At 60.9% G+C, this 23,838-nt stretch carries 19 protein-coding genes and 1 pseudogene; 15 read left to right on the top strand and 5 right to left on the bottom strand.

Annotation, left to right across the window (positions count from 1 at the left end):
* The first annotated feature begins 42 nt into the window (after positions 1-42).
* The 8 genes and pseudogenes from C7T36_RS01060 (at position 43) to C7T36_RS01095 (ending at position 8,444) form a co-directional block, all read left to right on the top strand.
* Positions 43-1,896, top strand: coding sequence for an NAD(P)/FAD-dependent oxidoreductase (locus tag C7T36_RS01060; protein ID WP_233365756.1), 1,854 nt, complete (start codon positions 43-45; stop codon positions 1,894-1,896).
* Entirely contained in the window at positions 1,889-2,815 is a 927-nt protein-coding gene (locus C7T36_RS01065) for an SDR family NAD(P)-dependent oxidoreductase (RefSeq protein ID WP_045070214.1), read from the top strand. The genes C7T36_RS01060 and C7T36_RS01065 overlap by 8 nt, the downstream gene beginning before the upstream one ends.
* On the top strand, positions 2,805-4,511 hold the full coding sequence (locus tag C7T36_RS01070) for a thiamine pyrophosphate-binding protein (RefSeq protein WP_045070216.1): 1,707 nt from the start codon (positions 2,805-2,807) through the stop codon (positions 4,509-4,511). The genes C7T36_RS01065 and C7T36_RS01070 overlap by 11 nt, the downstream gene beginning before the upstream one ends.
* A 69-nt stretch (positions 4,512-4,580) precedes the next feature.
* The gene (locus tag C7T36_RS01075; RefSeq protein ID WP_045070218.1) at positions 4,581-6,011 is read left to right on the top strand and encodes an aldehyde dehydrogenase family protein; all 1,431 of its coding nucleotides are present in this window, start codon (positions 4,581-4,583) and stop codon (positions 6,009-6,011) included.
* 13 nt (positions 6,012-6,024) lie between these two features.
* Positions 6,025-6,141: pseudogene (locus C7T36_RS30425) on the top strand (SDR family NAD(P)-dependent oxidoreductase); the annotation flags it as partial.
* A 109-nt stretch (positions 6,142-6,250) separates the two neighbouring features.
* Positions 6,251-7,087 (top strand): TauD/TfdA family dioxygenase, encoded by an 837-nt coding sequence (locus C7T36_RS01085; protein WP_045070222.1) that lies wholly within the window; start codon positions 6,251-6,253, stop codon positions 7,085-7,087.
* Positions 7,084-7,827 (top strand): SDR family NAD(P)-dependent oxidoreductase, encoded by a 744-nt coding sequence (locus C7T36_RS01090; protein ID WP_045070224.1) that lies wholly within the window; start codon positions 7,084-7,086, stop codon positions 7,825-7,827. Before C7T36_RS01085 ends, C7T36_RS01090 begins: the two co-directional genes overlap by 4 nt.
* A gap of 38 nt (positions 7,828-7,865) precedes the next feature.
* The gene (locus C7T36_RS01095; protein WP_045070226.1) at positions 7,866-8,444 is read left to right on the top strand and encodes a carboxymuconolactone decarboxylase family protein; all 579 of its coding nucleotides are present in this window, start codon (positions 7,866-7,868) and stop codon (positions 8,442-8,444) included.
* Between the two features lie 85 nt (positions 8,445-8,529).
* On the opposite strand, the gene C7T36_RS01100 is transcribed toward C7T36_RS01095, so the two are convergent.
* The 4 genes from C7T36_RS01100 to C7T36_RS01115 all read right to left on the bottom strand — a co-directional run bounded on the left by C7T36_RS01100 (position 8,530) and on the right by C7T36_RS01115 (position 13,210).
* Entirely contained in the window at positions 8,530-9,921 is a 1,392-nt protein-coding gene (locus C7T36_RS01100) for an HNH endonuclease signature motif containing protein (protein ID WP_045070228.1), read from the bottom strand.
* A gap of 120 nt (positions 9,922-10,041) precedes the next feature.
* Positions 10,042-10,827, bottom strand: a complete 786-nt coding sequence (locus C7T36_RS01105; RefSeq protein WP_045070230.1) for an enoyl-CoA hydratase/isomerase family protein — start codon at positions 10,825-10,827, stop codon at positions 10,042-10,044.
* Positions 10,827-12,071, bottom strand: coding sequence for an acetyl-CoA hydrolase/transferase family protein (locus C7T36_RS01110; RefSeq protein WP_045070233.1), 1,245 nt, complete (start codon positions 12,069-12,071; stop codon positions 10,827-10,829). Before C7T36_RS01110 ends, C7T36_RS01105 begins: the two co-directional genes overlap by 1 nt.
* Positions 12,062-13,210, bottom strand: a complete 1,149-nt coding sequence (locus tag C7T36_RS01115; RefSeq protein ID WP_045070235.1) for a CaiB/BaiF CoA-transferase family protein — start codon at positions 13,208-13,210, stop codon at positions 12,062-12,064. Before C7T36_RS01115 ends, C7T36_RS01110 begins: the two co-directional genes overlap by 10 nt.
* A gap of 77 nt (positions 13,211-13,287) precedes the next feature.
* Here C7T36_RS01115 and C7T36_RS01120 point away from each other — a divergent pair, with 77 nt between their 5' ends.
* From C7T36_RS01120 to C7T36_RS01135, 4 genes are all read left to right on the top strand, one after another.
* Complete coding sequence (locus C7T36_RS01120) at positions 13,288-14,817, top strand: class I adenylate-forming enzyme family protein (protein WP_258190564.1); 1,530 nt, start codon at positions 13,288-13,290, stop codon at positions 14,815-14,817.
* Complete coding sequence (locus C7T36_RS01125) at positions 14,814-15,590, top strand: SDR family NAD(P)-dependent oxidoreductase (RefSeq protein WP_233365225.1); 777 nt, start codon at positions 14,814-14,816, stop codon at positions 15,588-15,590. Before C7T36_RS01120 ends, C7T36_RS01125 begins: the two co-directional genes overlap by 4 nt.
* A 125-nt stretch (positions 15,591-15,715) precedes the next feature.
* On the top strand, positions 15,716-16,855 hold the full coding sequence (locus tag C7T36_RS01130; protein ID WP_045070238.1) for an acyl-CoA dehydrogenase family protein: 1,140 nt from the start codon (positions 15,716-15,718) through the stop codon (positions 16,853-16,855).
* Positions 16,852-18,144, top strand: a complete 1,293-nt coding sequence (locus tag C7T36_RS01135; RefSeq protein WP_239654796.1) for an acyl-CoA dehydrogenase family protein — start codon at positions 16,852-16,854, stop codon at positions 18,142-18,144. Before C7T36_RS01130 ends, C7T36_RS01135 begins: the two co-directional genes overlap by 4 nt.
* Before the next feature lie 18 nt (positions 18,145-18,162).
* Here C7T36_RS01135 and C7T36_RS01140 read toward each other — a convergent pair whose 3' ends face one another.
* Positions 18,163-19,563 (bottom strand): GGDEF domain-containing protein, encoded by a 1,401-nt coding sequence (locus C7T36_RS01140; protein WP_045070240.1) that lies wholly within the window; start codon positions 19,561-19,563, stop codon positions 18,163-18,165.
* A gap of 337 nt (positions 19,564-19,900) precedes the next feature.
* Here C7T36_RS01140 and C7T36_RS01145 point away from each other — a divergent pair, with 337 nt between their 5' ends.
* The 3 genes from C7T36_RS01145 to C7T36_RS01155 are packed head-to-tail and all read left to right on the top strand — an operon-like array spanning position 19,901 to position 23,829.
* Positions 19,901-20,884 (top strand): MDR family oxidoreductase, encoded by a 984-nt coding sequence (locus C7T36_RS01145; RefSeq protein WP_033230961.1) that lies wholly within the window; start codon positions 19,901-19,903, stop codon positions 20,882-20,884.
* 16 nt (positions 20,885-20,900) lie between these two features.
* Complete coding sequence (locus C7T36_RS01150) at positions 20,901-22,100, top strand: MaoC family dehydratase N-terminal domain-containing protein (protein WP_045070242.1); 1,200 nt, start codon at positions 20,901-20,903, stop codon at positions 22,098-22,100.
* A 28-nt stretch (positions 22,101-22,128) separates the two neighbouring features.
* On the top strand, positions 22,129-23,829 hold the full coding sequence (locus tag C7T36_RS01155; RefSeq protein WP_239654797.1) for a class I adenylate-forming enzyme family protein: 1,701 nt from the start codon (positions 22,129-22,131) through the stop codon (positions 23,827-23,829).
* Positions 23,830-23,838: the final 9 nt, after the last annotated feature.

Below are 23,838 nucleotides of genomic sequence, written 5' to 3' on the forward strand. Positions count from 1 at the left end.
CTCACATTCGTGTACTGACTTGCTCTGACGAAAGAAGATCCGATGACCGCACCGACCCAAGCTACGGCCATGACGCCTTGCGCGCCCACACACACTCCCGAAGTCGACATCGACGCTCTCCGGGCGAAGTACCTCCTCGAACGCGACAAGCGTGTTCGTCCCGAAGGTCAGCAGCAGTACGTGGAGGCCGCCGACGAATTCGCGGGTTTCTACGAGAGCGATCCGCACCTGCCCGTCGAACCGCGCGAGCCCATCACCGACGACATCGAGGTCGTAGTCCTCGGCGGTGGATTCTGCGGCCTCATTGCCGCGCACCGCCTTCAGCAGGCGGGCGTCACAGACTTCAAGATCGTCGAACTCGGTGGCGACTTCGGCGGCGTCTGGTACTGGAACCGCTACCCGGGAATCCAGATCGACTCGGACGCCTACTGTTACCTCCCGCTGCTCGAGGAAACCGGCTACATGCCGAAGGAGCGGTTCTCGCACGGCGACGAGTGCTTCGAGCACGCTCAGCGCATCGGTAAGCACTTCGGGTTCTACGACAATGCGATCTTCCATACCTTGATCCGCTCGCTGGAATGGGACGAGGAGATCAATCGCTGGCAGATCCGTACCAATCGCGGCGACGAGATCCGTGCTCGTTTTGTCGTCATGGCACAGGGCCCATACAACCGGCCGAAGCTTCCGGGTATCCCCGGGATCACGGACTTCAAGGGACACACATTCCACACGGCTCGTTGGGATTACGACTACACCGGCGGCGACCTGCACGGCGGGCTGGACAAGATCGCCGACAAACGAATCGCCGTCATCGGCACCGGATCGAGTGGTATTCAGGCGATCCCTCACCTGGCAAAAGGCGCGAAGCACCTGACCGTCTTCCAGCGGACACCGTCGTACATCTTCGAGCGAGCCAACTACCCGACCGATCCTCAATGGGTGAACAGTCTAGAGCCAGGTTGGCGGGCAGCACGTCAGCGCAACTTCCACAATGCCGCCTTTGCCTTCTACTCCCCCGGCGAGCCGGATCTCATTTGCGACGGCTGGACCGAAGTGTCGCGCAACATGGCCGCGAAACTGACCGAAACCAACGGCTGGGCTGCGCTCGCCGATCCGGTGAAGTTCATGGAACTCAAGGAGATCGAGGACTACCGATCGATGGAGCGGCTCCGCCGACGGATCGAGGAGATCGTCGACGACTCGGACACTGCGGAACTACTGAAGCCGTACTACCGCAACATGTGCAAGCGTCCCGTCTTCAACGACGACTATCTCCCGACCTTCAATCGCCCGAACGTCACTCTGATCGATGTGTCGGAAACCAAAGGCGTGGAACGGATCACCGAGAAGGGCGTGATGGTCGACGGCGTCGAGCTCGAGTTCGACGCGATCGTGTTCGCGAGTGGGTTCGAGATCACCACCGCGCTCGACCGCCAGTTCGACATCGCGCCGTTTGCCGGTCGCGACGGAACCTCCCTCTACGACCACTGGGGCAAGGGATTCCGCACCCTGCACGGTGTCATGGCGCACGGCTTCCCCAACCACTTCGCCACCGGCTTCGTTCAAGGCGGAGTCACCGCATCGACAACGCTGATGTTCGAGCAGCAGGCCGACCATATCGCGTACATCATCAAAGAGGCCCAGGCGCGCGGAGCCACGCATGTCGAACCCACCGCGGCAGCCGAAGAAGGCTGGATCCAGACCATCCGGGCCCACTCGATCGACAACAGCACGTTCACGTCGGAATGCACCCCCGGCTATTACAACAGCGAAGGCGAGCCGAACGGGCGCTCATTCCTCGGCGACCCGTTCTGGGGCGGCTTCTACGAACTGGGCGAAATCCTTCAAACCTGGCGGGACACAGGCACATTGGAAGGCCTGAAACTCGATGTCTGAGGCCCGCTTCGACGGTCGTGTTGCCGTCATTACCGGCGCCGGCAGAGGAATCGGACGTGAGTACGCACTACTACTCGCGTCCAAAGGGGCCAAAGTGGTCGTCAACGATCCCGGTGTCGGGATCAGCGGTGAGAATACAGATAGCGGAGTCGCCAGTGCGGTCGTCGCGGAGATCACTGCTGCCGGCGGCGATGCAGTCGCGAGCACTGCCTCCGTTGCAACCGCACCGGGCGGCCAGGCGATCGTCAACGCGGCCATCGAGCACTACGGACGTATCGACATCCTCATCCACAACGCCGGAAACAACCGCTACGCACCGCTGACGGAGATGACGTACGAGGATTTCGACGCAGTTCTCGACGTTCACCTCCGCGGCGCATTTCACGCACTGCGGCCGGCATTCCCGCTGATGTGCGACGCCGGATACGGCCGGATCGTGCTGACCTCGTCGATCGGCGGTCTGTACGGAAACAACCGCATCGCGAACTACGCGGCGTCCAAGGCCGGCATCATCGGACTGTCCAACGTGGCAGCAATCGAGGGTGCCGACCACGGCGTCTTGTCCAACGTCGTCATTCCCGCAGCGATCACGCGGTTGGCCGACGGGCTCGACACGTCGTCGTACCCGCCCATGGGACCGGAACTCACGGCCCCGACGGCCGCCTGGCTGGCTCACGAATCCTGTTCCATCACCGGCGAAATGCTGGTGACAATCGGCGGCCGCGTTGCTCGGGCATTCATCGCCGAAACCCCCGGGGTGTACCAACCGTCATGGTCGATCGAGGAGGTTGGAAGGCAGATCGACGCCATCCGCGACATCCGCGATCCGTGGATCCTGCCTGTCGTCCCGTCAGCTCACGTCGACCACATCACCAGGAGTTTTGCGATAGCCATGGAGGGCAACGCACATGTCAGTTAAGGTTTACGAACGCATTTTGCAGCTCTTCGAAGCCGAGGGCATCAACACGATTTTCGGAATCCCCGACCCGAACTTCGTGCACATGTTCCACCTCGCCGATGAACGCGGATGGAATGTGGTTGCGCCGCACCATGAAGAGTCGGCCGGATTCATGGCTGAGGCCGTATCGCGCATGACCGGCAAGGCCGCGGTGTGTATCGGCACCCTTGGCCCCGGCGTCGCAAACCTGGCCGGCGCCATGATGTGCGCCAAAGTCGAGAACTCACCGGTGATCTTCCTCGGTGGCCAGCGCGCCCGCATCACCGAACAGCGCGTTCGACGTGGGCGCATTCAATTCGTCAAACAGGCAAACCTCTTCGAAGCATCCGTAAAATACAGTGCCAGTATCGAATACGCCGATCAGACGGACGAAATTATCCGCGAAGGACTGCGGAAAGCGCTGTCCGGCACCCCTGGACCCGTGTACATCGAATACCCCTCCCACATCATCCAGGAAGAGCTGGACGTGCCAGACCCGTTGCCCCCCAATGCGTATCGCATGGTCGGACAGACTGCGGGTCCAGACTTCGTTGCCGAAGCGGTGAAATTGATCCAAGCGGCCCAGCAACCCATTCTGCTCATCGGGCACGGAGTCCACACCTCCCGCGCCGGCGAATCCGTCAAGGCACTCGCAGATGCCATGGCCTGCCCTGTCATTCAGACCTCAGGGGGCACCTCCTTCATCGAAGGACTCGAGAACCGCACCTTTCCATACGGCTTCTCCTCCGCCGCTGTCGACGCCGTGGTGAAATCCGACCTGTGCCTGGCAATCGGCACCGAACTCGGAGAGCCGGTCCACTACGGCCGGGGCCGGCACTGGATCGCAAACGAAGCGAACCGGAAATGGATCCTCGTCGAACAGGATCCGGAGGCGATCGGCGTCAACCGCAGGATCGACGTGCCCCTCGTCGGCGATCTCCGCGCGATTGTTCCCCAACTCTCCGACGCGCTGTGGGATGCACCGCGCACGGCAACCCCCGAGCTCGACGGCTGGATCACACAGGATGCGGCGCAGCTGGCGGAACTTGCCGAAACCGCGCCGTCCGGTATGACTCCGGTGCATCCCGCTCGTCTGATTGTCGAGGCGACCAAGGATTTCCCGAGCGACGGCATCATGGTCCGAGACGGCGGCGCCACCACTATCTTCGGCTGGACGTACTCACAGGCAAAACCCCACGACGTGATGTGGAATCAGAACTTCGGCCACCTCGGCACCGGGCTCCCGTATGCCGTCGGCGCCGGTGTAGCTGACGGCGGCCAACGCCCCATCATGTTGATCACCGGCGACTCGTCGTTCCAATTCCATATCGCAGAACTGGAAACCGCTGCGCGACTCAACCTGCCGCTGGTCTGCGTAGTTGCCGTCGACTACGCGTGGGGACTCGAGGTGGGTGTCTACAAACGCACCTACGGCCAGGGATCACTCGAGACCGGTGTTCACTGGAGCACAGATACGCGGCTCGACAAGGTTGCCGAAGGCTTCGGCTGCTACGGGGAGTACGTCGACCGCGACGAGGATATCGCGCCGGCGATCAAGCGCGCCTACGCCAGCGGTAAGCCGGGCGTCATCCACGTTGCCGTCGACCCCAAGGCGAATTCCGAGGAAATGCCGAGCTACGACGAGTTCCGAACGTGGTACGCAGAAGGCACTCAGTGAACATTCCAGCTCGCATCATGCCCGGCTCGACGAGTACTCACGAACACTGCGAAAGGGACCAGAACAGTCATGCGTGAATATCTGAAGTTCTACATCGGCGGACAATGGGTCGATCCAGCGGAGTCCAGCACACTGGAGGTTGTCAATCCTGCGACCGAGAAGGTCTGCGGCACAGTAGCATCAGGATCACCGGCAGACGTCGACCGCGCCGTTGCAGCAGCACGCGACGCGTTCTCGAGTTGGTCTGCAACCAGCCGCGAGGAACGACTCACGATTCTGCGAAACATTCTCACCGAGTATCAGAACCGGATGGGCGACCTCGCTGCAGCTCTGACCGAGGAGATGGGCGCACCGAACGCGCTGGCCAACGGTTTCCAGGTGAACCTTGGTGCCGGTCATCTCACCACCGCGATCGATGCGCTCGAGAACTTCGTCTTCGAGGAGCAGCAGGGCGATTCACTGATCGTCAAAGAACCGATCGGAGTCTGCGGATTGATCACCCCGTGGAACTGGCCGATCAGCCTCATTGCCGTGAAAGTCTTCCCCGCACTGGCAACTGGTTGCACCATGGTGCTCAAACCTTCGGAGAAGTCACCGTTCACCGGCCAGATCTTCACCGAAATCCTCGACGCTGCAGGAGTTCCCGCCGGCGTGTTCAACCTCGTCCAGGGCGACGGACCCACTGTCGGGGCAGCACTGTCCGCACACCCGGGCGTCGACATGATCTCGTTCACCGGCTCCACCCGCGCCGGCATCGACATCGCCACCAACGCCGCACCCGGCGTCAAGCGAGTCTCGCAGGAGCTCGGCGGCAAGAGCCCCAACATCATCCTCGACGACGGCGACTTCGCCGAGAACGTCGCCAAGGGTGTGGCAACCATGATGATGAACTCCGGACAGACGTGCAGCGCACCATCACGCATGCTTGTGCCCAATTCCCGGATGGCAGAAGCCATCAGCGCCGCGCAAGAGGCAGCATCACAGGTGACCGTGGGTGATCCGGGCGGCGATTCTGCAATCGGCCCCGTAGTGTCCGAGGCCCAGTTCGAGAAGATCCAGTCCCTGATCGACAAGGGGATCGGCGAAGGTGCGACGCTGGTTGCGGGCGGCCTCGGACGTCCGGACGACTTGCCGACGGGCTACTACGTCCGCCCCACCGTTTTTGCCGACGTCACCAACAACATGACCATCGCCCGCGAGGAAATCTTCGGACCGGTTCTCACGATTCTCGGCTACGACAACATCGACGACGCCATCGACATCGCAAACGACACCGAGTACGGCCTCGCCGGATTTGTTGCCGGCGCGGACCTCGAGCAAGCTCGCGCCGTCGCTCGACGGATCCGCGCCGGGTCCGTCGCCATCAATGACGGATTCGACTTCGCCGCACCGTTCGGCGGCTACAAGAAGAGCGGCAACGGACGTGAGTGGGGCGGGTTCGGTTTCCACGACTACCTGGAGATCAAGGGCATGCTCGGCTACACCGCTGACGCTTCCTGAAATAGCACGGGAGATGAGTTCTCTGTCGGGCAAAGTTGCTGTGGTCACGGGCGCCAGTCGCGGTATCGGGAAAGGAATCGCGCTGGCGCTCGCAGAGCAGGGCGCCGTCGTCTACGTCACGGGACGCACGGTTATTCACGTCAACGGCGCCCCGTCGCGCAGCACAACAGACCCGTCGTACCAACGACCACTGACGAACATGCGGAATCCGCATGTCCCCGACTGATCCAGGAGTAGCCATGACCACGCTTGACATCAAGAAACTCGGCAACAATCTCGGTGCGGAGGTTCTGGGCGTCGATACCGATCGGCTACTCCGCGATGACGGTCTCGCAGACGCGTGTATGACTGCACTCGAAAAACATGGCGTATTGCTGTTTCGCAAGATCAATGTCGACGATCGCACGCAAGTCGAGTTCTGCCGGAAACTCGGAACACTGATCAACTTCTCCCGCTTCCCACCGTACGACGCGGAAGAAGTGATGGAGATCAGCTTCGACCCCTCCAACCCCAATGCGGAATACCTTGCCAGTAATGACTTCTGGCACATCGACGGCCTACTCGACAAGATCGCACCGAAGGCGTCCGTGATGAGTGCCCGCGTCACGGCCGACCGCGGTGGTGAAACCGAATTCGCCAGTACCTACGCCGCATACGAGGCGCTATCAGACGACGAGAAGAAACTGTTCGCCGATCTGCGCGTAGTCCACACCTTCGCGGCAATTCAGCGGCTGACGTACCCAGATCCGACACCGACTCAATTGAAGGAATGGGCCTCGCGCCGTGAAGTGGAACATCCCTTGGTGTGGCAGCATGAATCGGGTCGGCAATCGCTCGTGTTCGGGGCGACAACATCGCACGTCGTCGGAATGGACTTCGACGAAAGTCGTGCGCTCCTGGACGATCTCGAAAAGCGTGCCACAACACAAGAACTGGTGTATCGGCACACGTGGTCCGAAGGTGACCTGGTGATCTGGGACAACTCCGGCCTCGTCCACCGGGCCTGCGAGTTCGACCGGAGCGAGCCGCGCCGCATGCATCGCTCAACCCTGGTCGGCCACGAGAGCATCAAGTGAGCAATCGCACCGCGGTAGTCACTGGTGGGGCATCGGGAATCGGAGCAGCGATCAGCCGGCGACTCGTCTCTGACGGCGCGATGGTGGCGATCTTCGATATCGACGGCAGTGCCGCCGAGGCGTTGGCGTCATCGATCGAATTGTCGGGCGGCAAAGCCATCGGATTGACCGTCGACGTGACCGACCGCGCCGCGATCGACGCAGGATTGAACGAAGCGCGTGCACGTCTAGGACGACCAGCCATCCTGGTGAACAGCGCCGGATTGAGCATCGACGGCCCCTTCCTCGAGATCACTGCCGAAACGTGGAACCGCTCACTCGCGATCAACCTGACCGGCACGTTCGACTGTTGCCAGGCTGTGCTGCCAGACATGATCGAAGAAGGCTGGGGCCGGATCGTCAACATCTCGTCATCGAGCATTCACAGCGGTGCCCCCGGCTTGGCCGGCTACGTGGCCGCCAAATCAGGAGTTGTCGGCCTCACCAAAGTGCTGGCGCTCGAATTCGCCAAATTCGGAATCACCGTCAATACGGTTCCTCCCGGATTCATCGACACCCCGATGCTGCGCAACACAGTCGAGAAAGGATTCATCGACCTCGACCAGCAGACAGCAAGAACACCCGTCGGCCGGATCGGCCAACCAGAGGATGTGGCGGCTGTCTGTGCGTTCCTCACCAGCGAGGAAGCCGGTTACGTCACCGGGCAGAGCATCGGTGTCAACGGTGGCCGGAACACCTGATCGAAAGCACGTTCGCTACCCGAGAGGATTTACAGCCGATGGCTCGAATTTCGCCTGCAACACCACAACAATGGACGCCCGAGATGAGGGAATTCTTCGACGGCTTCCGAACGACCGTTGCTGCCGATCCGCAACGGGCCGGCAAGGCTGGACTTAACTTGGTCGGGACCCTGGCCCGATATCCCGCATTGGCGATGCCATTCCTGTCCTTCAACGCGCACTTGCTTTCTGGGACTTCGCTTACCGACAGGAAACGGGAACTGCTTGTACTCCGCGTCGCGTCGGTTCGGCGATCCGATTACGAATGGGCCCAGCACGTCATCCTTGCCGAAACTGCCGGCATGACGAAAGACGAAATCCTTCGCGTCGCGGACGGCCCGGGTGCATCCGAGTGGTCATCACTGGAACGGTCCCTGCTCAGTGCTGTAGACGAACTGCTGGCGGACGGCATGGTAAGTGAGCTGACCTGGTCGGCGCTGGCCGAGGAGTTCAACACCGAGCAACTGATGGATATGGTGTTCACAGTTGGCTGCTACTCGATGCTCGCCATGGCACTGCGGTCATTCGACGTGAATCCTGAACCGGAGCTTGCTCCGTACCTCCCTGCCGTTCGGTAAATGGACACATGCGTGTTGGCTTCGCATCGTCTTAGCTCGTGATGCGAAGCTTGCACGCGGTGTTCAGTTTCCGGCGGAGCCGGATTCAGTCTCGGTGAACTGGACCTTGGCGGGTTGTGGAGCGTCGGCGTCGTTGTTTCGGGTCGATTGCCGACGGTGGGATGAACCACGGTTTGTGATCGTCGCCCATCTTGATTTCCCAGATCCCGCGGAACCCGCTGGTGCTGTGAATCAACCGATGGTGGCTACGGCAGAGGAGGGTGAGATTGTCCATCACCGTCAAACCGCCGACCGACCACGGTTTTATGTGGTGGGCGTCGCACCAAGCAGGTACGGCATCGCAGTTGGGGAAGGCGCAGCCTTTGTCCCGGGCGATCAAAGCGGTGCGTTGCTCGGGTGTGACGAGGCGTTTGTGCGGGGTCGCATCCAGCGGTGCCCCGTTGCCGTCCATCAACACTGTGGAGAGCATGCAATCGCAGGCGAGCATCCGGGTCAGGCTCACACTGAGCGGGCCCATCCACGGCAGGTACCCGACATCAAGATCTTCGAAATCAGGCTCATCGCCATCGAAGGCACTGCCGTAGAACTCGCCATCACTGACGTCGGCATCTGCACAGTCTGATGCTGTTTCGCTGCGCGTGGTGGTGCATTCCCGATGCTCGGCAAGGTCTTTCGCGGTGATGTGCACATTCACGTGCGGACGCTGACCACCATCAACACCGGTGACGGCATTGTCGAGATAGCGGCGAATCAGTTCCGTGAACGCGTCGGCGGTGCGTTTGGCAGCCGACCGCTGATCCGGGGTTCCGTCCGCGGCCGGTTTCGGCATCGACAACCCCGAGAGGGCCGACAACAACATCTCACCGGTCAACGCGTCGAAATCACCCTTGATCGCCACGCGCCCGTTGAGCGTCGGCGAAATCCGCAACACATTGAGATCATCATCCTCACCGGGCGGGATCTCATCGGATTCGAAAATCCGCTCCAAAACCGCAATCGCATACCGCAGCTTGATAGTGGTCGCCTCCACCCCGGATGCCGCAGCCAACAGAGTCTTCATACAGGACGGTAACGCCCTGTCCGGCATTCCTTTTGGTGGAGATTCACAGAACGCGACGATCATTGCCGCATGATCGAGCGAGAGATCGCCGGCCTCGAATTGGGCAGTAATATCCGGGAACCCCCGCAGTGCGGCACCGAGGGCGGCGATCTTGTTACCGGCCGCGTTCTGCAGCATCGTGTTCGCCGCCAGCCACCGCCCCACACCGCGGTAACAGAGCACCTGCTCGTCCGGATTGAGCGCCAATTCGTCGACCGCGGCAACTCGAATCGCTTCCAGCCGAAGAATTTCCGCAGATACACAGACTGCAACGTCTCGAACCTCGGCCGGTCGCAATCGCCACAACCTGCCCCGCACACCCACAGCCGAACCCGCTACAACATCCCCCACCAAAGTTGAATCGCAAACCGTAGTCATCAAGGCCTCCCCACCCTGACCTAATTATACTCGAACATCTATTCGATTCAAGGGACATACCGGGCACATTTCGTTCCCCCACGTTCTTGCAATGCGACGTCCACGAGTCACATGAGCCAGTCAGCGCCCCATCCACTGCGGGCGACGCTTTTCCGCAAATGCAGCCGGCCCCTCCTGTGCGTCGTCACTGTTGTAGCAGTGCTCGGATACGTGGCGTGCGGCCTTGAGTGCGGCCGAACGACCCATCTCCGTCGACAGCATCACAGTTTCTCTCGCCGCTTTGACGGAAAGAGGTGCACCGGAGAGTATTTCGGTTGCCAGGTCCAGAGCCGTCGCCATCAGATCCGCAGGCTCGGCAAGTCGGTTGACGAGACCGATCTCGTAAGCGCGCGTAGAAGATATCGGCTTACCCGTGAGCAGGATTTCCATCATGATGCGCTGCGGAATCATGTGAATCAGCGGCGACGCCCACGGCGAGCTTCTCCCCACCTTGACCTCCGTGACCGCAAATTTCGCGGTGGTGCTGGCGACACACAGGTCACAGGCCTGAGCAATCATCCAACCACCGGCGTAGGCAACGCCGTTGACCGCGGCAATGGTGGGTTTTGACAGTTCGACCGTGTCGTAGGGAAGTGCAAACATATCGCGCGGCGGTACCGCCATTGCGGTATTGACCATCTCTTTGAGATCGCCACCTGCACAAAATGTTTCGTCGCCGGAACCGGTGAGTATCGCTACCCGCAACGCTGGGTCGTATTCGAATCGGTTCCAGGCGTCGCGTAATCCCTCGCGAACGTCTCGATCGAGACAGTTTCGGGACTCCGGTCGGTTCAGCGTGATGACAGCAATGCCGTCGTCGCGCGCGTCGAACAACACGGCGTCATTCGAAAACACAGCATCACTCATCAGAATCCCCTCTGCCTGATTGCATGCGCTTCGCGCATCAACTCTTCGCGAAAATCCGGATGGGCAATATTGATCAAACGTCGCGCTCGTTCCGCGAGGTTCTGTCCTCGTAGCTCGGCTGCACCGAATTCGGTGACCACAACATCGATGTCACTACGCGCCGTCGTGACAGGCCCTGACAGGTGCGCGGTTATCCTGCTGACGGTTCCCCCCTTGGCCGTGGCGGGGAGAGCCATGATCGCGTGACCGCCCGGTGAACGCGAACCGGCCCGGACGAAGTCCACCTGACCACCCGTGCCACCGAGATACGCCGAACCGCTTTGCTCCGCATTGACTTGCCCTGTGAGATCAACTTCGAGTGCGGAATTGACTGTCACCAGTTTGTCGAGCTGAGCCAGAACTGCCGCGTCGTGTGTGTACGACGTCGCACACATGCGAATTGCCTGGTTACGGTGCGCGAACGCGTACAGTTCCTTGCTGCCGATGAGTGCGCCGGTGACGGACACTCCCGTGTCGATTCGTTTGCGTGCGTTGGTCACCGTGCCTGCTTCCACCAGATCAACGAGGCCGTCGCCCACCATTCCCGAATGAACACCCAGATCTTTCCGGTCTCGAATCAGCCGAAGCAACGCATCCGGCACGGCTCCGATCCCCACCTGGATGACCGCACCGTCCTCGATATACGCAGCGGCATGTTCGGCAATTGCATGATCGGTCGGTCCAATTGTTGCCGGCGCCAGTGTAACCGGAGGTCTGGATACTTCGATGGCGTAATCGATCTTCGCTGCCGGTAACAGTTCCCCGCAGGTGAACGGGACTTGATCATTCACTTCCGCCACGACAACGCGCGCTTTCGCCACAGCCGCCTGAACGTAGTCACTGATCAATCCGAAGCTGTGATTGCCGTTCCCATCCGCAGCGCTTACTTGTACGAAGGCAACGTCGCACCCGATCAACCCGGCCTCGATCATCGGCGCAACTTGACTGACGTGGCACGGAATCACACTGAGCTTGTGCACTTTGGTCAACGATCGCAGCGTTCCGATCGCCCCCATACTGGAGAGCGAAAAGCTCTCACTTGCTTCGGCATTGAAGACTCCTGAGAAACTCGTTGCGACAAATGCCGATAGTCCGCCAATGTCTGCCCCTTGATCGATCAGAGCTTCGATCAACGTTGTCGGTTCGCCGCACGCCTGTCCGATGACAATACGGTCTCCCCGATTCAGGAACCGATTCAACTCCACGCTCGACCGACCTCATTCAGGACTTCCTCGGTGTGCTCACCGAGTCGAGGGGCCGGCCGGGCAATACGACCGGGCGTGCGCGAGAACCATGTCGGCGGACCAGGGAAACGCACTGAGCCGTAGGGAGTATCGACGTCTTCGAAAAAGTTCACGGCATCGAGGTGCTCGTTGTTCAACAACTCGTCCAGTGTCCTCACCGGAGCGGCCGGAATATCGTGAGATCGGAGCAGATCCAGCCATTCCTGCGTCGTGCGTTCGAGGAAGGTTTCACCCAGCAGCGCGTACACCGTGTCGATCTGACGGGCTCGTTGTTCGAGAGTCGCGAAATGTGCACCCGCCCAAGGTGGATCGACTGCGTCGACGAAAGCCGCCCATTGCTTGTCGTTGTACACCATGGCCGAGATCTCGCCGTCTTTGGTCCGGTACGGTTTCCGATTCGGTGCCACAGCACGGGGATACACCGCCGGACCCAGCGCCGGGGTGAACAGTGCCCCATTTGCATGTTCGACCAGCATGAAAGCTGCCATCGTCTCGAACATGGCAACCTCCACCTCTTGGCCTTCTCCAGTACGTTCGCGGTGAAAGAGGGCCATCGTGGTGGCGTACACGGCAGTGAGGCCGGCAACCTTGTCCGCGATAATGGTTCCGACATAACCACTCTCGCCGGTCAACTGTTCCTGCACGTGCGGTAAGCCGCATTCGGCCTGAATTGTGTCGTCGTAGGCCGTCAAATCGGCATCCGGCCCGCGACGCCCGTATCCGTAGCAGTTGGTGTAGACGATCGACGGATTGACGGCGGCCACGTCGTCGTAGCCAAAACCAAGTTTTGCGATTGCCGAGCCTCGCATGGAATGGATGAATACATCCGCATCGGCGATCAAGTCACGCAGTACACCTGCACCCTCATCGGTTCGCAGATCCAGTACCGCACTGCGCTTTCCACGATTCACGTTGACAAACACACCGCCCAATCCCGGTTCCGGACCCACCGAAATGTAGCGGGTGTTGTCGCCGGCGGGGCTTTCGATCTTGAGAACATCAGCCCCCATGTCGGCCATGATCTGCGTGCAGTAGGGACCCATCACCATCGCCGTGAGATCGACGATCCGAACCCCGGTCAACGGACCCGAGTGCTTCATCAGAATGAACCTCCACTTTTCTTCAGAACGATTCGACGCTATCAGGTGAATCTTTACAAGGATAGTGGTATTAGTGAGTGGTGAAGAAATCCAACGGGACCGCCGTCCTCGGCACGATAGCGACGGTGCTCGATGCGGCACTGGCGGCAAACCCGCAGGCCCCGGCCGTGGAAGCCGTATCTGGGATCTGGTCATATGCCGAACTCGACACACAGGCAAGGCGCTGCGCCGGAGCGCTGTGGTCACTGGGCGTGCGACCAGGCGATCGTGTCGCGGCATGCCTGCCCAACGATCTCGGCATCGTCGCGGCATTTCACGGCGCTCAGCGGATCGGTGCGATCTGGGTGGGAATCGGCGAAGCGCTGTCATCCAGTGAGCAGCAAGAATTACAAACTCTGTGCAAGCCGAGTGTTGTCCTGGCCGGACCGAACTGTCGGCTGGACCCTCTCGACTGCGTCAGCGAGGCTCAGTGGGCAGAATTGTGCGGGCGCGACGAGACCGCCCCTTCGGTCGAGTTGGATATCGACGCTCCCGCCGGAATCGCTTTCACCAGTGGCACTTCGGGTCAGCCCAAAGCTGTGGTGCACAGTCAACGAAACCTACTCCTCCCCGGCGCCGTCCTGTGCGCGACCAGAGGATGGGGGCCAGAACTACGCAAGGGCGACAGCTTCCCGCTGACCATCCTCAATCTCATGGTCTTGTCGACGCTACTTACGGCCCAGGCCGGCGGGTGCTCAGTCGTGATGAACCGGCGCGACGTCGACGGGGTTGCCGAATGGATCGCCTCGCGGCGTGTCACAGTGTGGAACGGCGCCCCCGCGCAACTGTACGACCTCGCGCGACGTCCCGACGTCAACCTCAGTTCACTCCAGGAGATCTGGTGCGGCGGCGGCGATACACCGGACGGATTGCGCCAGGCGTTCACCGACGCGCACGGCCTCGTCCCCCGCGTCACGTACGGCCTGACCGAAGCACCGACCGTCGTATCGATCGATCCTCCCGGGCGCGAATGGCACCCCGGGACCAGCGGGCAGGTACTGCCACAGTACGAGGTTGCAGCCTACAGCGAGGACGGAAGCCCGCTGCCTGCAGGAAAATTGGGCGAACTGCGCGTCAGAGCAGCGAGGTCAGGTCAATGGGCGGGCTCGTGGACGCCGATGCTCGGCCATTGGGAGCACGGCGGTGTCACTTCGACTGAACCCGGCCCTCTCGCGACTGGGGATATCGGAACTGTCGACGCCGACGGTTGGCTCACAGTCCTGGACCGCAAGAAATTGGTCATAATTCGCGGTGGTGCAAACGTCTACCCGCTCGAAGTGGAACGAGTCATCGCGACGCACCCCGATGTCGCGAAGGTCGCCGTGTACCCGGTACCCGACGACCGACTCGGTCAGCGGGTTGCCGCGATTGTCGAAAGTGTCGGACCTCCGATGGAGTTCGGCATCCTTGCCGACCTCTGCCGGAACGAGCTGTCGCCCTACAAGGTTCCGGAATTCTGGTCACAGGTCGACGCACTGCCGGTCAACGCCATGGGAAAAATCCAGCGGGCCGGACTCGCAGAACTCACCACTTCCGCCGTCAGGGCACCGCAGCGAGGTCTCCGGTGACAACACACCGCGATACCGCCGCACGGATGTTCGGCTTGGACGGCCGGGTAGCCATCGTGACGGGCGCTTCATCAGGCCTCGGCGCTGCCATAGCCGAGGCACTTGCCTCACTCGGCGCCCGAGTTGCCGTCGTCGCGCGCCGCCGCGACAAACTAGCCGAACTCGCCGAGCGGATCAACGGCACCGCCATCGAGTGCGATCTCTCCGAGGCCGGCCAGGTCGGCTCTGTTGTACCCGCCGTGGTCGAAAGCCTTGGGCCGCCCGAAATTCTGATCAACGCAGCGGGCAGCATGTTCACCTACGAACGAGCCGAATCCGAGCCACTCGATGCCGTCCGCAAGACCTTGGATCTGAATTTGATCGCTCCGTTCTTGTTGGCGCAGGCCACTTTCCCCCACATGCAGTCCATCGGCCGCGGCACTGTCGTCAACATCTCGTCCATCAGCGGCCGGGTGGGAATACCGGGCATCCCGCAGGCGTCATACGCCGCAAGTAAGGCCGGATTATCAGGACTCACCGCAGAACTCGCGATCCAGTGGGCGCGGCACTCGATCCGGGTGAACACAGTTGCTCCCGGATTCTTCCGGAGTGAAATCACTGATCAGCTGTACACCGATGACCGATCGGCGGAGTATCTGCGACGAAACACTCCACTTCCGCACGAAGGGACGCCGCACGATGTTGTCGGCTCTGTTCTCTGGCTCGCAAGTGACGCAGGAAGTTACGTCACAGGCCAGACCATAGTTGTCGATGGTGGTTGGACGGCACGCTGAGTGTTCGACACGGGTGCCGATCTCAGTTCGAGTTCGCTTTAATTTCGACATTGAAAATGCTATTCTCATAATAGAGAGTTTCATACTCTGATTGCGATTTCTAACCGCAGGGCGAGAGGGCGAACATGTTGTTGGAGCTGACCCCGGACCAGGAATTCTTCCGGGACACCACAGCCCGGTTCCTGAACACACAGGTGCCCAGCTCAGCTGTGCGTCTTCTGCGCGACAACCCCATGGGCTTCGACTCCGAATACTGGCGGCGCGGAGCAGAACTCGGCTGGACCAGCCTCCTGGTGGACGAAAAGCACGGTGGGGGCACAATCAGCGATCGCGGACTCGTCGACCTCACACTTGTCGCGTACGAGTTCGGCCGCACCGCCGCGCCCGGCCCACTCACCCCGACCAACGTCGTTGCCGCACTTCTCAACAACTACTCCAGCGAGACCACAGACCAAGTTCTTGCAGAACTACTCGCCGGAACTTCCACCGCAGCATGGTGTTTCACCCAGCCACAAGCGAACAGTCTCGTGAGCACTCCACCACTGGAGATTCGCGTCGATGGCAACGACGTAATTGTGTCCGGCACAAAACGCCCCGTCGAAGCTGCCCAGACCGCCGATGTCCTTCTCGTCACCGGCCAGAACGGCGACTCCGTCGCGCAAGTCCTGGTGCCCACCGATACTCCCGGTGTGCACGTAAAGCCGTTGCGATCAATCGATCTGACACGGCGCTACGCCGCGGTGACGTTCGACAACGTACGTCTCCCCCTGAGCGCCATGATCGGAGACACACGCGATGCGGCTCGTGACGTCGAGCGTTGTCGGCAACTCGCCATCGTGCTGGGCTGCGCCGAATCCGTCGGAGCGATGCAAGCGGCATTCGACCTCACCGTTGCGTGGGCATTCGACCGATACTCGTTCGGACGCCCCCTTGCGTCGTACCAAGAACTCAAACACCGCTTCGCAGACATGAAGACCTGGCTCGAAGCCAGCCACGGTCTCGCCGACGCGGCAGCAGCCGCAGTTGCTGCGGAAAGCCCGGACGCCGCTGAACTCACCAGCGCCGCACACGCATACATCGGCGATCGCGGCGGCGAGCTACTCCAGGATTGTGTGCAGATCCACGGCGGGATCGGCGTCACATTCGAGCACGATCTACACCTGTTCATGCGGCGGGCTGCAGCTAATCGCTCGAGCTACGGCACTCCCGCAGAGCACCGCCAATTGATCGCCGCCATCGCCGTACGTCAGGAGAGCATCCGTTGAGCACCCAGGCACCCCAGACCGTCGTCGACATGGAATCGGTCGAGCAGTTTCGCACTCGGGCACGCACCTGGATCCGAAACAACCTCGGCCCCAGCGACCCGAAGGCAAACATCGGTGTCATGCGCGCCGAAGGACCCGACGAGGACGAACTCACCGACGTCGCGGAGCAACGCACACTTCAGCGACGACTGTTCGATGCGGGCCTTGCCGGGATCTGCTTCCCTCAGGAGTACGGCGGGCAAGGCCTCACTCATGCTCACCAGCGGGCATTGAACGAGGAACTCGCCGGTTACAAGTACGCCGAACGTCTACAATCTCCGACCTTTGTGCCCTGCGCCGCAGTGCTTCTCGAATTCGGCACCGAGGAGCAGAAGCAACGCCACATCCCCGCCATCTTGAAGGGCGAAGAGATCTGGATGCAAATGCTCTCCGAGCCCAGCGGCGGCTCCGACGTCGCCGGCGCGGTCACCACCGCTGTTCGAGACGGCGAAGACTGGGTACTGAACGGATCGAAGATCTGGACTACCGGCGCCTGGTGGTCCGATTGGGCGCTCTGTCTTGCCAGAACCAACTGGGACGTGCCCAAGCATCGGGGGCTGAGCGTGTTCATGGTGCCGCTCGATCGCACCGGCATGGAAGTCAACCGCATCGAGTTGCTCAGTGGGTCGCGGGAATTCTGTCAAGAGTTCATGACCGACGTCAGGGTTCCGGACAGCGACCGCATCGGCGAAATCAACGACGGTTGGACCGTCGGCACACGCTGGATGTTCCACGAACGAATGCTGTCGAACTCGCCGTACGCGACCATGGCAGCCGGAAGCACGCAACGAGGAACGAAGATGCCGGAACTGCTTGCAGTCGCGCGCGATGCGGGTCGCTTGAACGACCCCGTCAGCCGTGACCTCATCGGTGAGGCCCGCATGCTGGAACTGGCCAACAACGCACTACAGCATCGGGTTGTCCAGGGCATCACCACCGGCGCAATGTCCGATCAGGCCGCGAGTATCGCCCGATTGATGGCAGGTCTGATGTCTACCCGTCTGGTGACGATCATCTACGAATTCACCGGGCCTGCCGGGGCAGCGTGGGACGACGACGACGGTACGGTCGGCGACTGCGCCACGGACTATCTCGGCCAACAGGTGTGGTGCATCGCCGGCGGGACCACCGAAATGGCCCGCAACGCCATCAGCGAGCGAGTCCTCGGTATGCCGCGTGAACGCACACACGAGCAGAACATCGCCTTCCGGGACATTCCGAAAAGCCGATCAACTTCCGGCAGTCACTAGTTTCCGGCGGTCAGGACATCAGCTTCTCGCGGTCAGGGACACGGTGCAGTTACGGTCGAACTTCTTTGCCAGATACAGCGCTTCGTCGGCGCAATCGATCATGCTGTTCACGTCCGCGTCACCGGACGGCGAACACGCCACACCGATACTGACAGTCGGGCCGAGTTCTCCGAGCGTTGTCCTCGATTGCTCCTGCTGTGCCACCCGAATTATTTCGGCTATTTGCGTTGCCTCGTCCAGATCCGTGTCGATCAACAGAACGACAAACTCCTCACCGCCCAGGCGCGCAAACAGCGCTGTGTCGTCGAGATGGCGCCGCACTTGATCCGCAAACGCAACAAGGACCGTGTCCCCGGTCCGATGGCCCAAGGTGTCGTTGACCTTCTTGAAGTGGTCCAGGTCCATCATCAGGACGCTGACTGGCAGGCCGGACTGAAGAGATCCGACGGCGCCGATGCTTTTTCGCATGAATTCGTCCCGGCGCAGCGCTCCAGTCAGGTCGTCGAGCATCACAGCTTCAGTCAGAGCAGCGAGAGCGCGTCGACGTTCATAGATCACGCAGGCAACCGCGAGGGGCGCAGTTGCCAACAGAGCCAATCCGATCCTTACGGAAACGCTGACCGCGGATAAACCTTCGACAGCTGTTCCCAAGTGCCCGTCGGCTGTCAAGACCAACGTACATACGGTCGATATGGCGGTCATCAGTGACGTGACAAAGACATTGGTCAGCAGTGCGGCGGTGACAAGAGCAGGCATGGCAAACGCAATTGCACCGGCGCCGCCGATGACCCATTGGAGCAGAATGCACAACGCCAACAATGCGGCCGGAATCACGGACAGCCGAAGGATCCTGGACACGGCCTCAGGGTCTCGGTCCTCAGGTCGAAGCGACGGAAAAGTCAGTACCAGCGGAACAATCGTCATGTAGTTGACGAGGTTGCCCGAGAACCAGAGAATCCAGCCGTCCGGCCATGTGCCGCCGAAAAGTGCCACATTCGCAGCTCCTCCGACACATCCTGTCAGCGCCGCCGCGACCATGGTCGCGGATACGAAGTAACCCACCGAGCGGATACTCGAAAGCCTTCGATCTTCCGCGCAGACCCATCGAAATGCGTAGAACCCACCGACAACGCCGATGATGTTGCTTGCACCGAGCCACAAAGCTGATTCGACGGAACCGCCGGTGACCAGATCCGCGGAAATATAGGCGGTCGCCGCACAGAACCACGTCGGAACGGTTGCCGAACGGGGTGATCGAACAAGCAGACCGAGCAACAGTGCGTTTGCCGGCCAGAACACGGCAAGGGTACCGGGAAGCCGGCTGAAAGTCCCGATCAAGCACGCGACAAAAACGCAAAGACCGATAAGCAGGCTGTGGCGTAGCGCCGCAGCTGACGTCGAGTTTTCCACCGCATCCACCGCCCTACCTACCTAATCTTTGGATCAATTGTGAGAGGCGATCGGACATACAGCGGAAAACGTGCGCTGGAAACCGACGAATTGCGCTAATTATCCCTTTTAGAGCTGTCAAATCAAGGACATCCGTCAGTACATTCCGATCTGCGTAAATGTCAAGTATTGCCATCATTGATAGGATTGACGTACTGTGCGAAAAGACCTGTACGACAGCTACTGCGCAGTACAGTCCCGGCAGTTCGGCCCTGCTAACGGTGGACACCGCGATCTGCAGTGCATCACCCACGGATTTCAGGACGCGAACGCGCTCCGAACCGGTTGAGGAAGGAATTCATTTCTGATGTTTTCGGCAATAGTCATCGAGAAGAACGACACGGGACAAAGCGTCGCCTGCACCAGTCTCGACGAAGCTGATCTACCCGACGGAAATGTCAGCATCGACGTGGACTATTCAACTCTCAATTACAAAGACGCTCTGGCCATTACCGGTTCGTCTCCAGTAGTGCGCAAGTTCCCGATGGTCCCCGGAATCGACCTCGCCGGAACAGTCACCGAGAGTTCACACGCAGACTGGGCAGCCGGCGATCGCGTCGTACTCAACGGTTGGGGCGTCGGCGAATCCCACTGGGGTGGACTCGCCCAGCGCGCGCGCCTGAACGGCGACTGGTTGATACCACTTCCCGCGGCATTCACCGCCCATGCCGCCATGGCTATCGGCACTGCGGGCTATGCCGCCAGCCTGTGCGTCGACGCTCTCGTCGACTTCGGTGTATCGCCCGACCAGGGCGAGATACTCGTGACCGGAGCATCCGGCGGAGTGGGCAGTGTCGCGATCGCCCTACTGGCAAAGGCAGGCTTCACCGTCGCTGCGTCGACCGGCAAGGTCGACGAAGCGGAATACCTCCAAAGCCTTGGCGCAACAACGGTAATCGACCGCGCCGAACTCTCCGGTGCCGGCAAGCCGATGCAGAAGGAACGCTGGGCGGGCGTCGTCGATTCGGTGGGCAGTCACACCCTCGCGAACGCGTGCGCGCAAACCCGGTACGGCGGTGCTGTCGCAGCCTGTGGCCTCGCTCAGGGGATGGATTTCCCTGGCTCGGTTGCGCCGTTCATTCTCCGCGGCGTGTCACTGCTCGGTGTCGACAGCGTGATGGCACCCAAGTCTCGTCGCCTGGCCACCTGGGATCGCCTGGCTCGTGATCTGGATGCCGAGGCACTGGAGTCAATCGCCCACGACATCGCACTGGGCGAATCGATCACTGCTGCAAGAAAACTCATGGACGGCACGGTGCGTGGACGCATCGTCGTCGACGTCAATCGATAGCCGGGAGCCAGAGACGATGAATACGAAGTTAACCGAACCGGAAACCGTCGAACTCGATCTGTCCGATGTAGACCACCGTGTAGGCCAACCTGTCGGCGGCGGGCAGCTGTGGGATCCGTGCAGCACCACCGACGTGCGGCGTTGGGTCATGGCGATGGACAACCCCAACCCGATCCACTGGGATGAGGAATTTGCCCGTGCCAGTAAGTTCGGCGGTCTGATCGCACCGCAGTCCATCGCAGTAGGTCTGGACTACGGGCACGGAGCTCAGCCGGCGTGCGTCGGACACATTCCGAACAGCCACTTGATCTTCGGCGGCGAGGAATGGTGGTTCTACGGAACGCCGGTGCGTCCCGGCGACACGTTGTTCCAAGAACGACGCTTCCACGATTACAAGGTTGCCGATACGAAGTTCGCCGGTCCCACGATGTTCTCGCGCGGCGACACGCTCCACACCAACCAGCACGGCTCCAAGGTTGCACTCGAACGGTCGACAGCCATCCGTTACCTGGCCGACGAGGCAACAAAGCGCGGCATGTACAACAACAATGTCGGGGCCGTCAAACGGTGGACCAACGCAGAACTCATCGAGGTCGAGAACCTGCGCCACGAATGGCTCATGTCCAACCGCATGGGTGTTTCACCGCGCTTCGACGAGGTCGAGATCGGCGACACACTGCAGCGACGCGTCATCGGCCCGCACAGCATCGCAAGCTTCACCACGGAGTACCGCGCATTCCTTTTCAACATCTGGGGCACCTTCCACTGGGTTGCACCCGAAGGCGTCGAAGATCCCTGGGTCTACCAGGATCCGGGCTGGGTGGAGGGCTTCGGTTACGACGAGGAAGGAGCCAAGATCGACCCGCGCAAGCGCGACGGCCTGTACGTCGGTCCGTCTCGCGGCCACATCGACAGCGACAAGGCCAGCGAAGTCGGGATGGCCAGGGCCTACGGTTACGGCGCGACGATGGGCGCCTGGTGCACCGACTTCCTCGCCAACTGGGCAGGTCACAACGGCATGGTTCGCCATACCAAGGCCGACTTCCGCACACCCGCATTCGAGGGCGACGTGACGTACTTCGACGCCGAGGTCGTTGGCAAGGAAGCTCAATCAGCCTGGGGCGTACCGCTTGTCCAGATCAAGCTGCGTCTGACAAATCAGGACGGCGACGTTCTGGTGTCCTGCACGGCCGAGGTCGAACTGCCGTTCTCCTGACTCTCCCTCGACATGAAAGAGGCAAGCCTTGACCACCGATGTGAATGCGGCACCAGCTGTTTCAATCGCGCACGGTGTACCACTGCTCGACGAACCAGGCCTCGGCGCACTGACTCTTCCCGGATTCCTCCGGGAAGTGACGCAGATGTACGACGATCGCGAAGCTCTGGTCATGCGCTCCGATGACGGTGTCGTCCGCTGGTCCTACGCACAATTGTGGGAGCGCGCAATCGAAGTCGCCCAAGCTCTGCGGGGTATCGGTCTGGGCAAGGACGGCCGGGTGGGCGTCTTGATGACCAACCGTCCGGAGTGGATCGCGTCGGTGTTCGGCACCGCCCTCGCCGGCGGTGTAGCGGTCACACTCAGCACGTTCTCAACAGCGGCGGAACTGGACTACCTGCTGGAGAATTCTGCAGTCTCGGTTCTGCTGTTCGAGCGCACCGTACTCGGTAAGGACCTTGCGGAGGTGCTGACCACGCTCGAACCACAGTTCGGCACTGCAGCTCCCGGCACAGTGCAGTCGCCGCGATTCCCTTTTCTTCGTCATCTGGCCATGGTCGGCGACGGAGAAGCAATCGGGGCGATCGACACGTGGGACACATTCCGCTCGCGAGGCGTCGACCAATCGAGGGGGTTGATCGAATCCATCGCGGCGGCTGTGCGCCCGAGTGATGCTGCTGTGCTGTTCTTCTCGTCAGGGACGACAAGCAAACCCAAAGGCATTCTCAGCGCACATCGTGGTGTCAGCATTCAGATGTGGCGATTTCGGCGCATGTATCGTTTCAACCCCGAGGACAACATCCGATGCTGGTCGGCCAACGGATTTTTCTGGTCAGGCAACTTTGCGATGGCGCTGGGCACGACCTTCGCGAGCGGTGGCTCATTGGTACTGCAATCGACGTTCGACGCAGCAGAGGCAATCGGGCTCATCGAGTCGGAACAAGTCAACTTTCCGTTTGCGTGGCCGCACCAATGGGCACAGTTCGAATCCGCACCCAACTGGACCGGCGCGGATTTGAGTAGCTTGTCGTACGTCGATTTCAACACACCGGTAGCCCGTCACCCCAGCGTCACGGCCACATGGTTCGAACCCGGCCATGCGTACGGAAACACCGAAACCTTCACCATTTCAACTTGTTTCCCGGCCAATACGCCGGACGACGTAACGGGGGGCAGCAGCGGTGAGCCGCTTCCCGGAACAACCGTCAAGGTTGTCGACGCGCTCACCGGCGATGTTCTCCCGATCGGCGAACGCGGCGAAATTTGTGTCAAGGGTCCGACACTGATGCTCGGGTATATCGGCACACCGCTCAGCGAGACCGTCGACGCCGAAGGTTTCTTCCACACCGGCGACGGCGGATATCTCGACGATGTCGGCCGGCTGTTCTGGGAGGGCCGCCTCACCGACATCATCAAGACCGGTGGCGCAAACGTCTCACCGCTCGAAGTCGACGAGGCTCTGGTCAGCCATCCCGGAGTGAAGGTCACCCGCACTGTTGGTGTTCCGCACGAGACGCTTGGCGAGGTCGTCGTGTCCTGCATCGTTGCGCACGAGGGCACCGATCTGCATCAAGAAGAAATTCGCACTTTCCTGCGAGAACGCCTCGCCAGCTACAAGGTTCCGCGTCATGTGCTGTTTTTCGACGAGGACCAAATCGCTCTCACCGGCAGTGCAAAAATCAAATCCAGTGAAATTCGAGAGCGCGCTGCACAACTGTTGAAGGCGTGAAGGTGTACC

Origin of the sequence: Rhodococcus sp. AD45-ID, from assembly GCF_003023755.1 — a bacterium.
In the GTDB taxonomy this organism is placed as follows: domain Bacteria; phylum Actinomycetota; class Actinomycetes; order Mycobacteriales; family Mycobacteriaceae; genus Rhodococcus_F; species Rhodococcus_F globerula.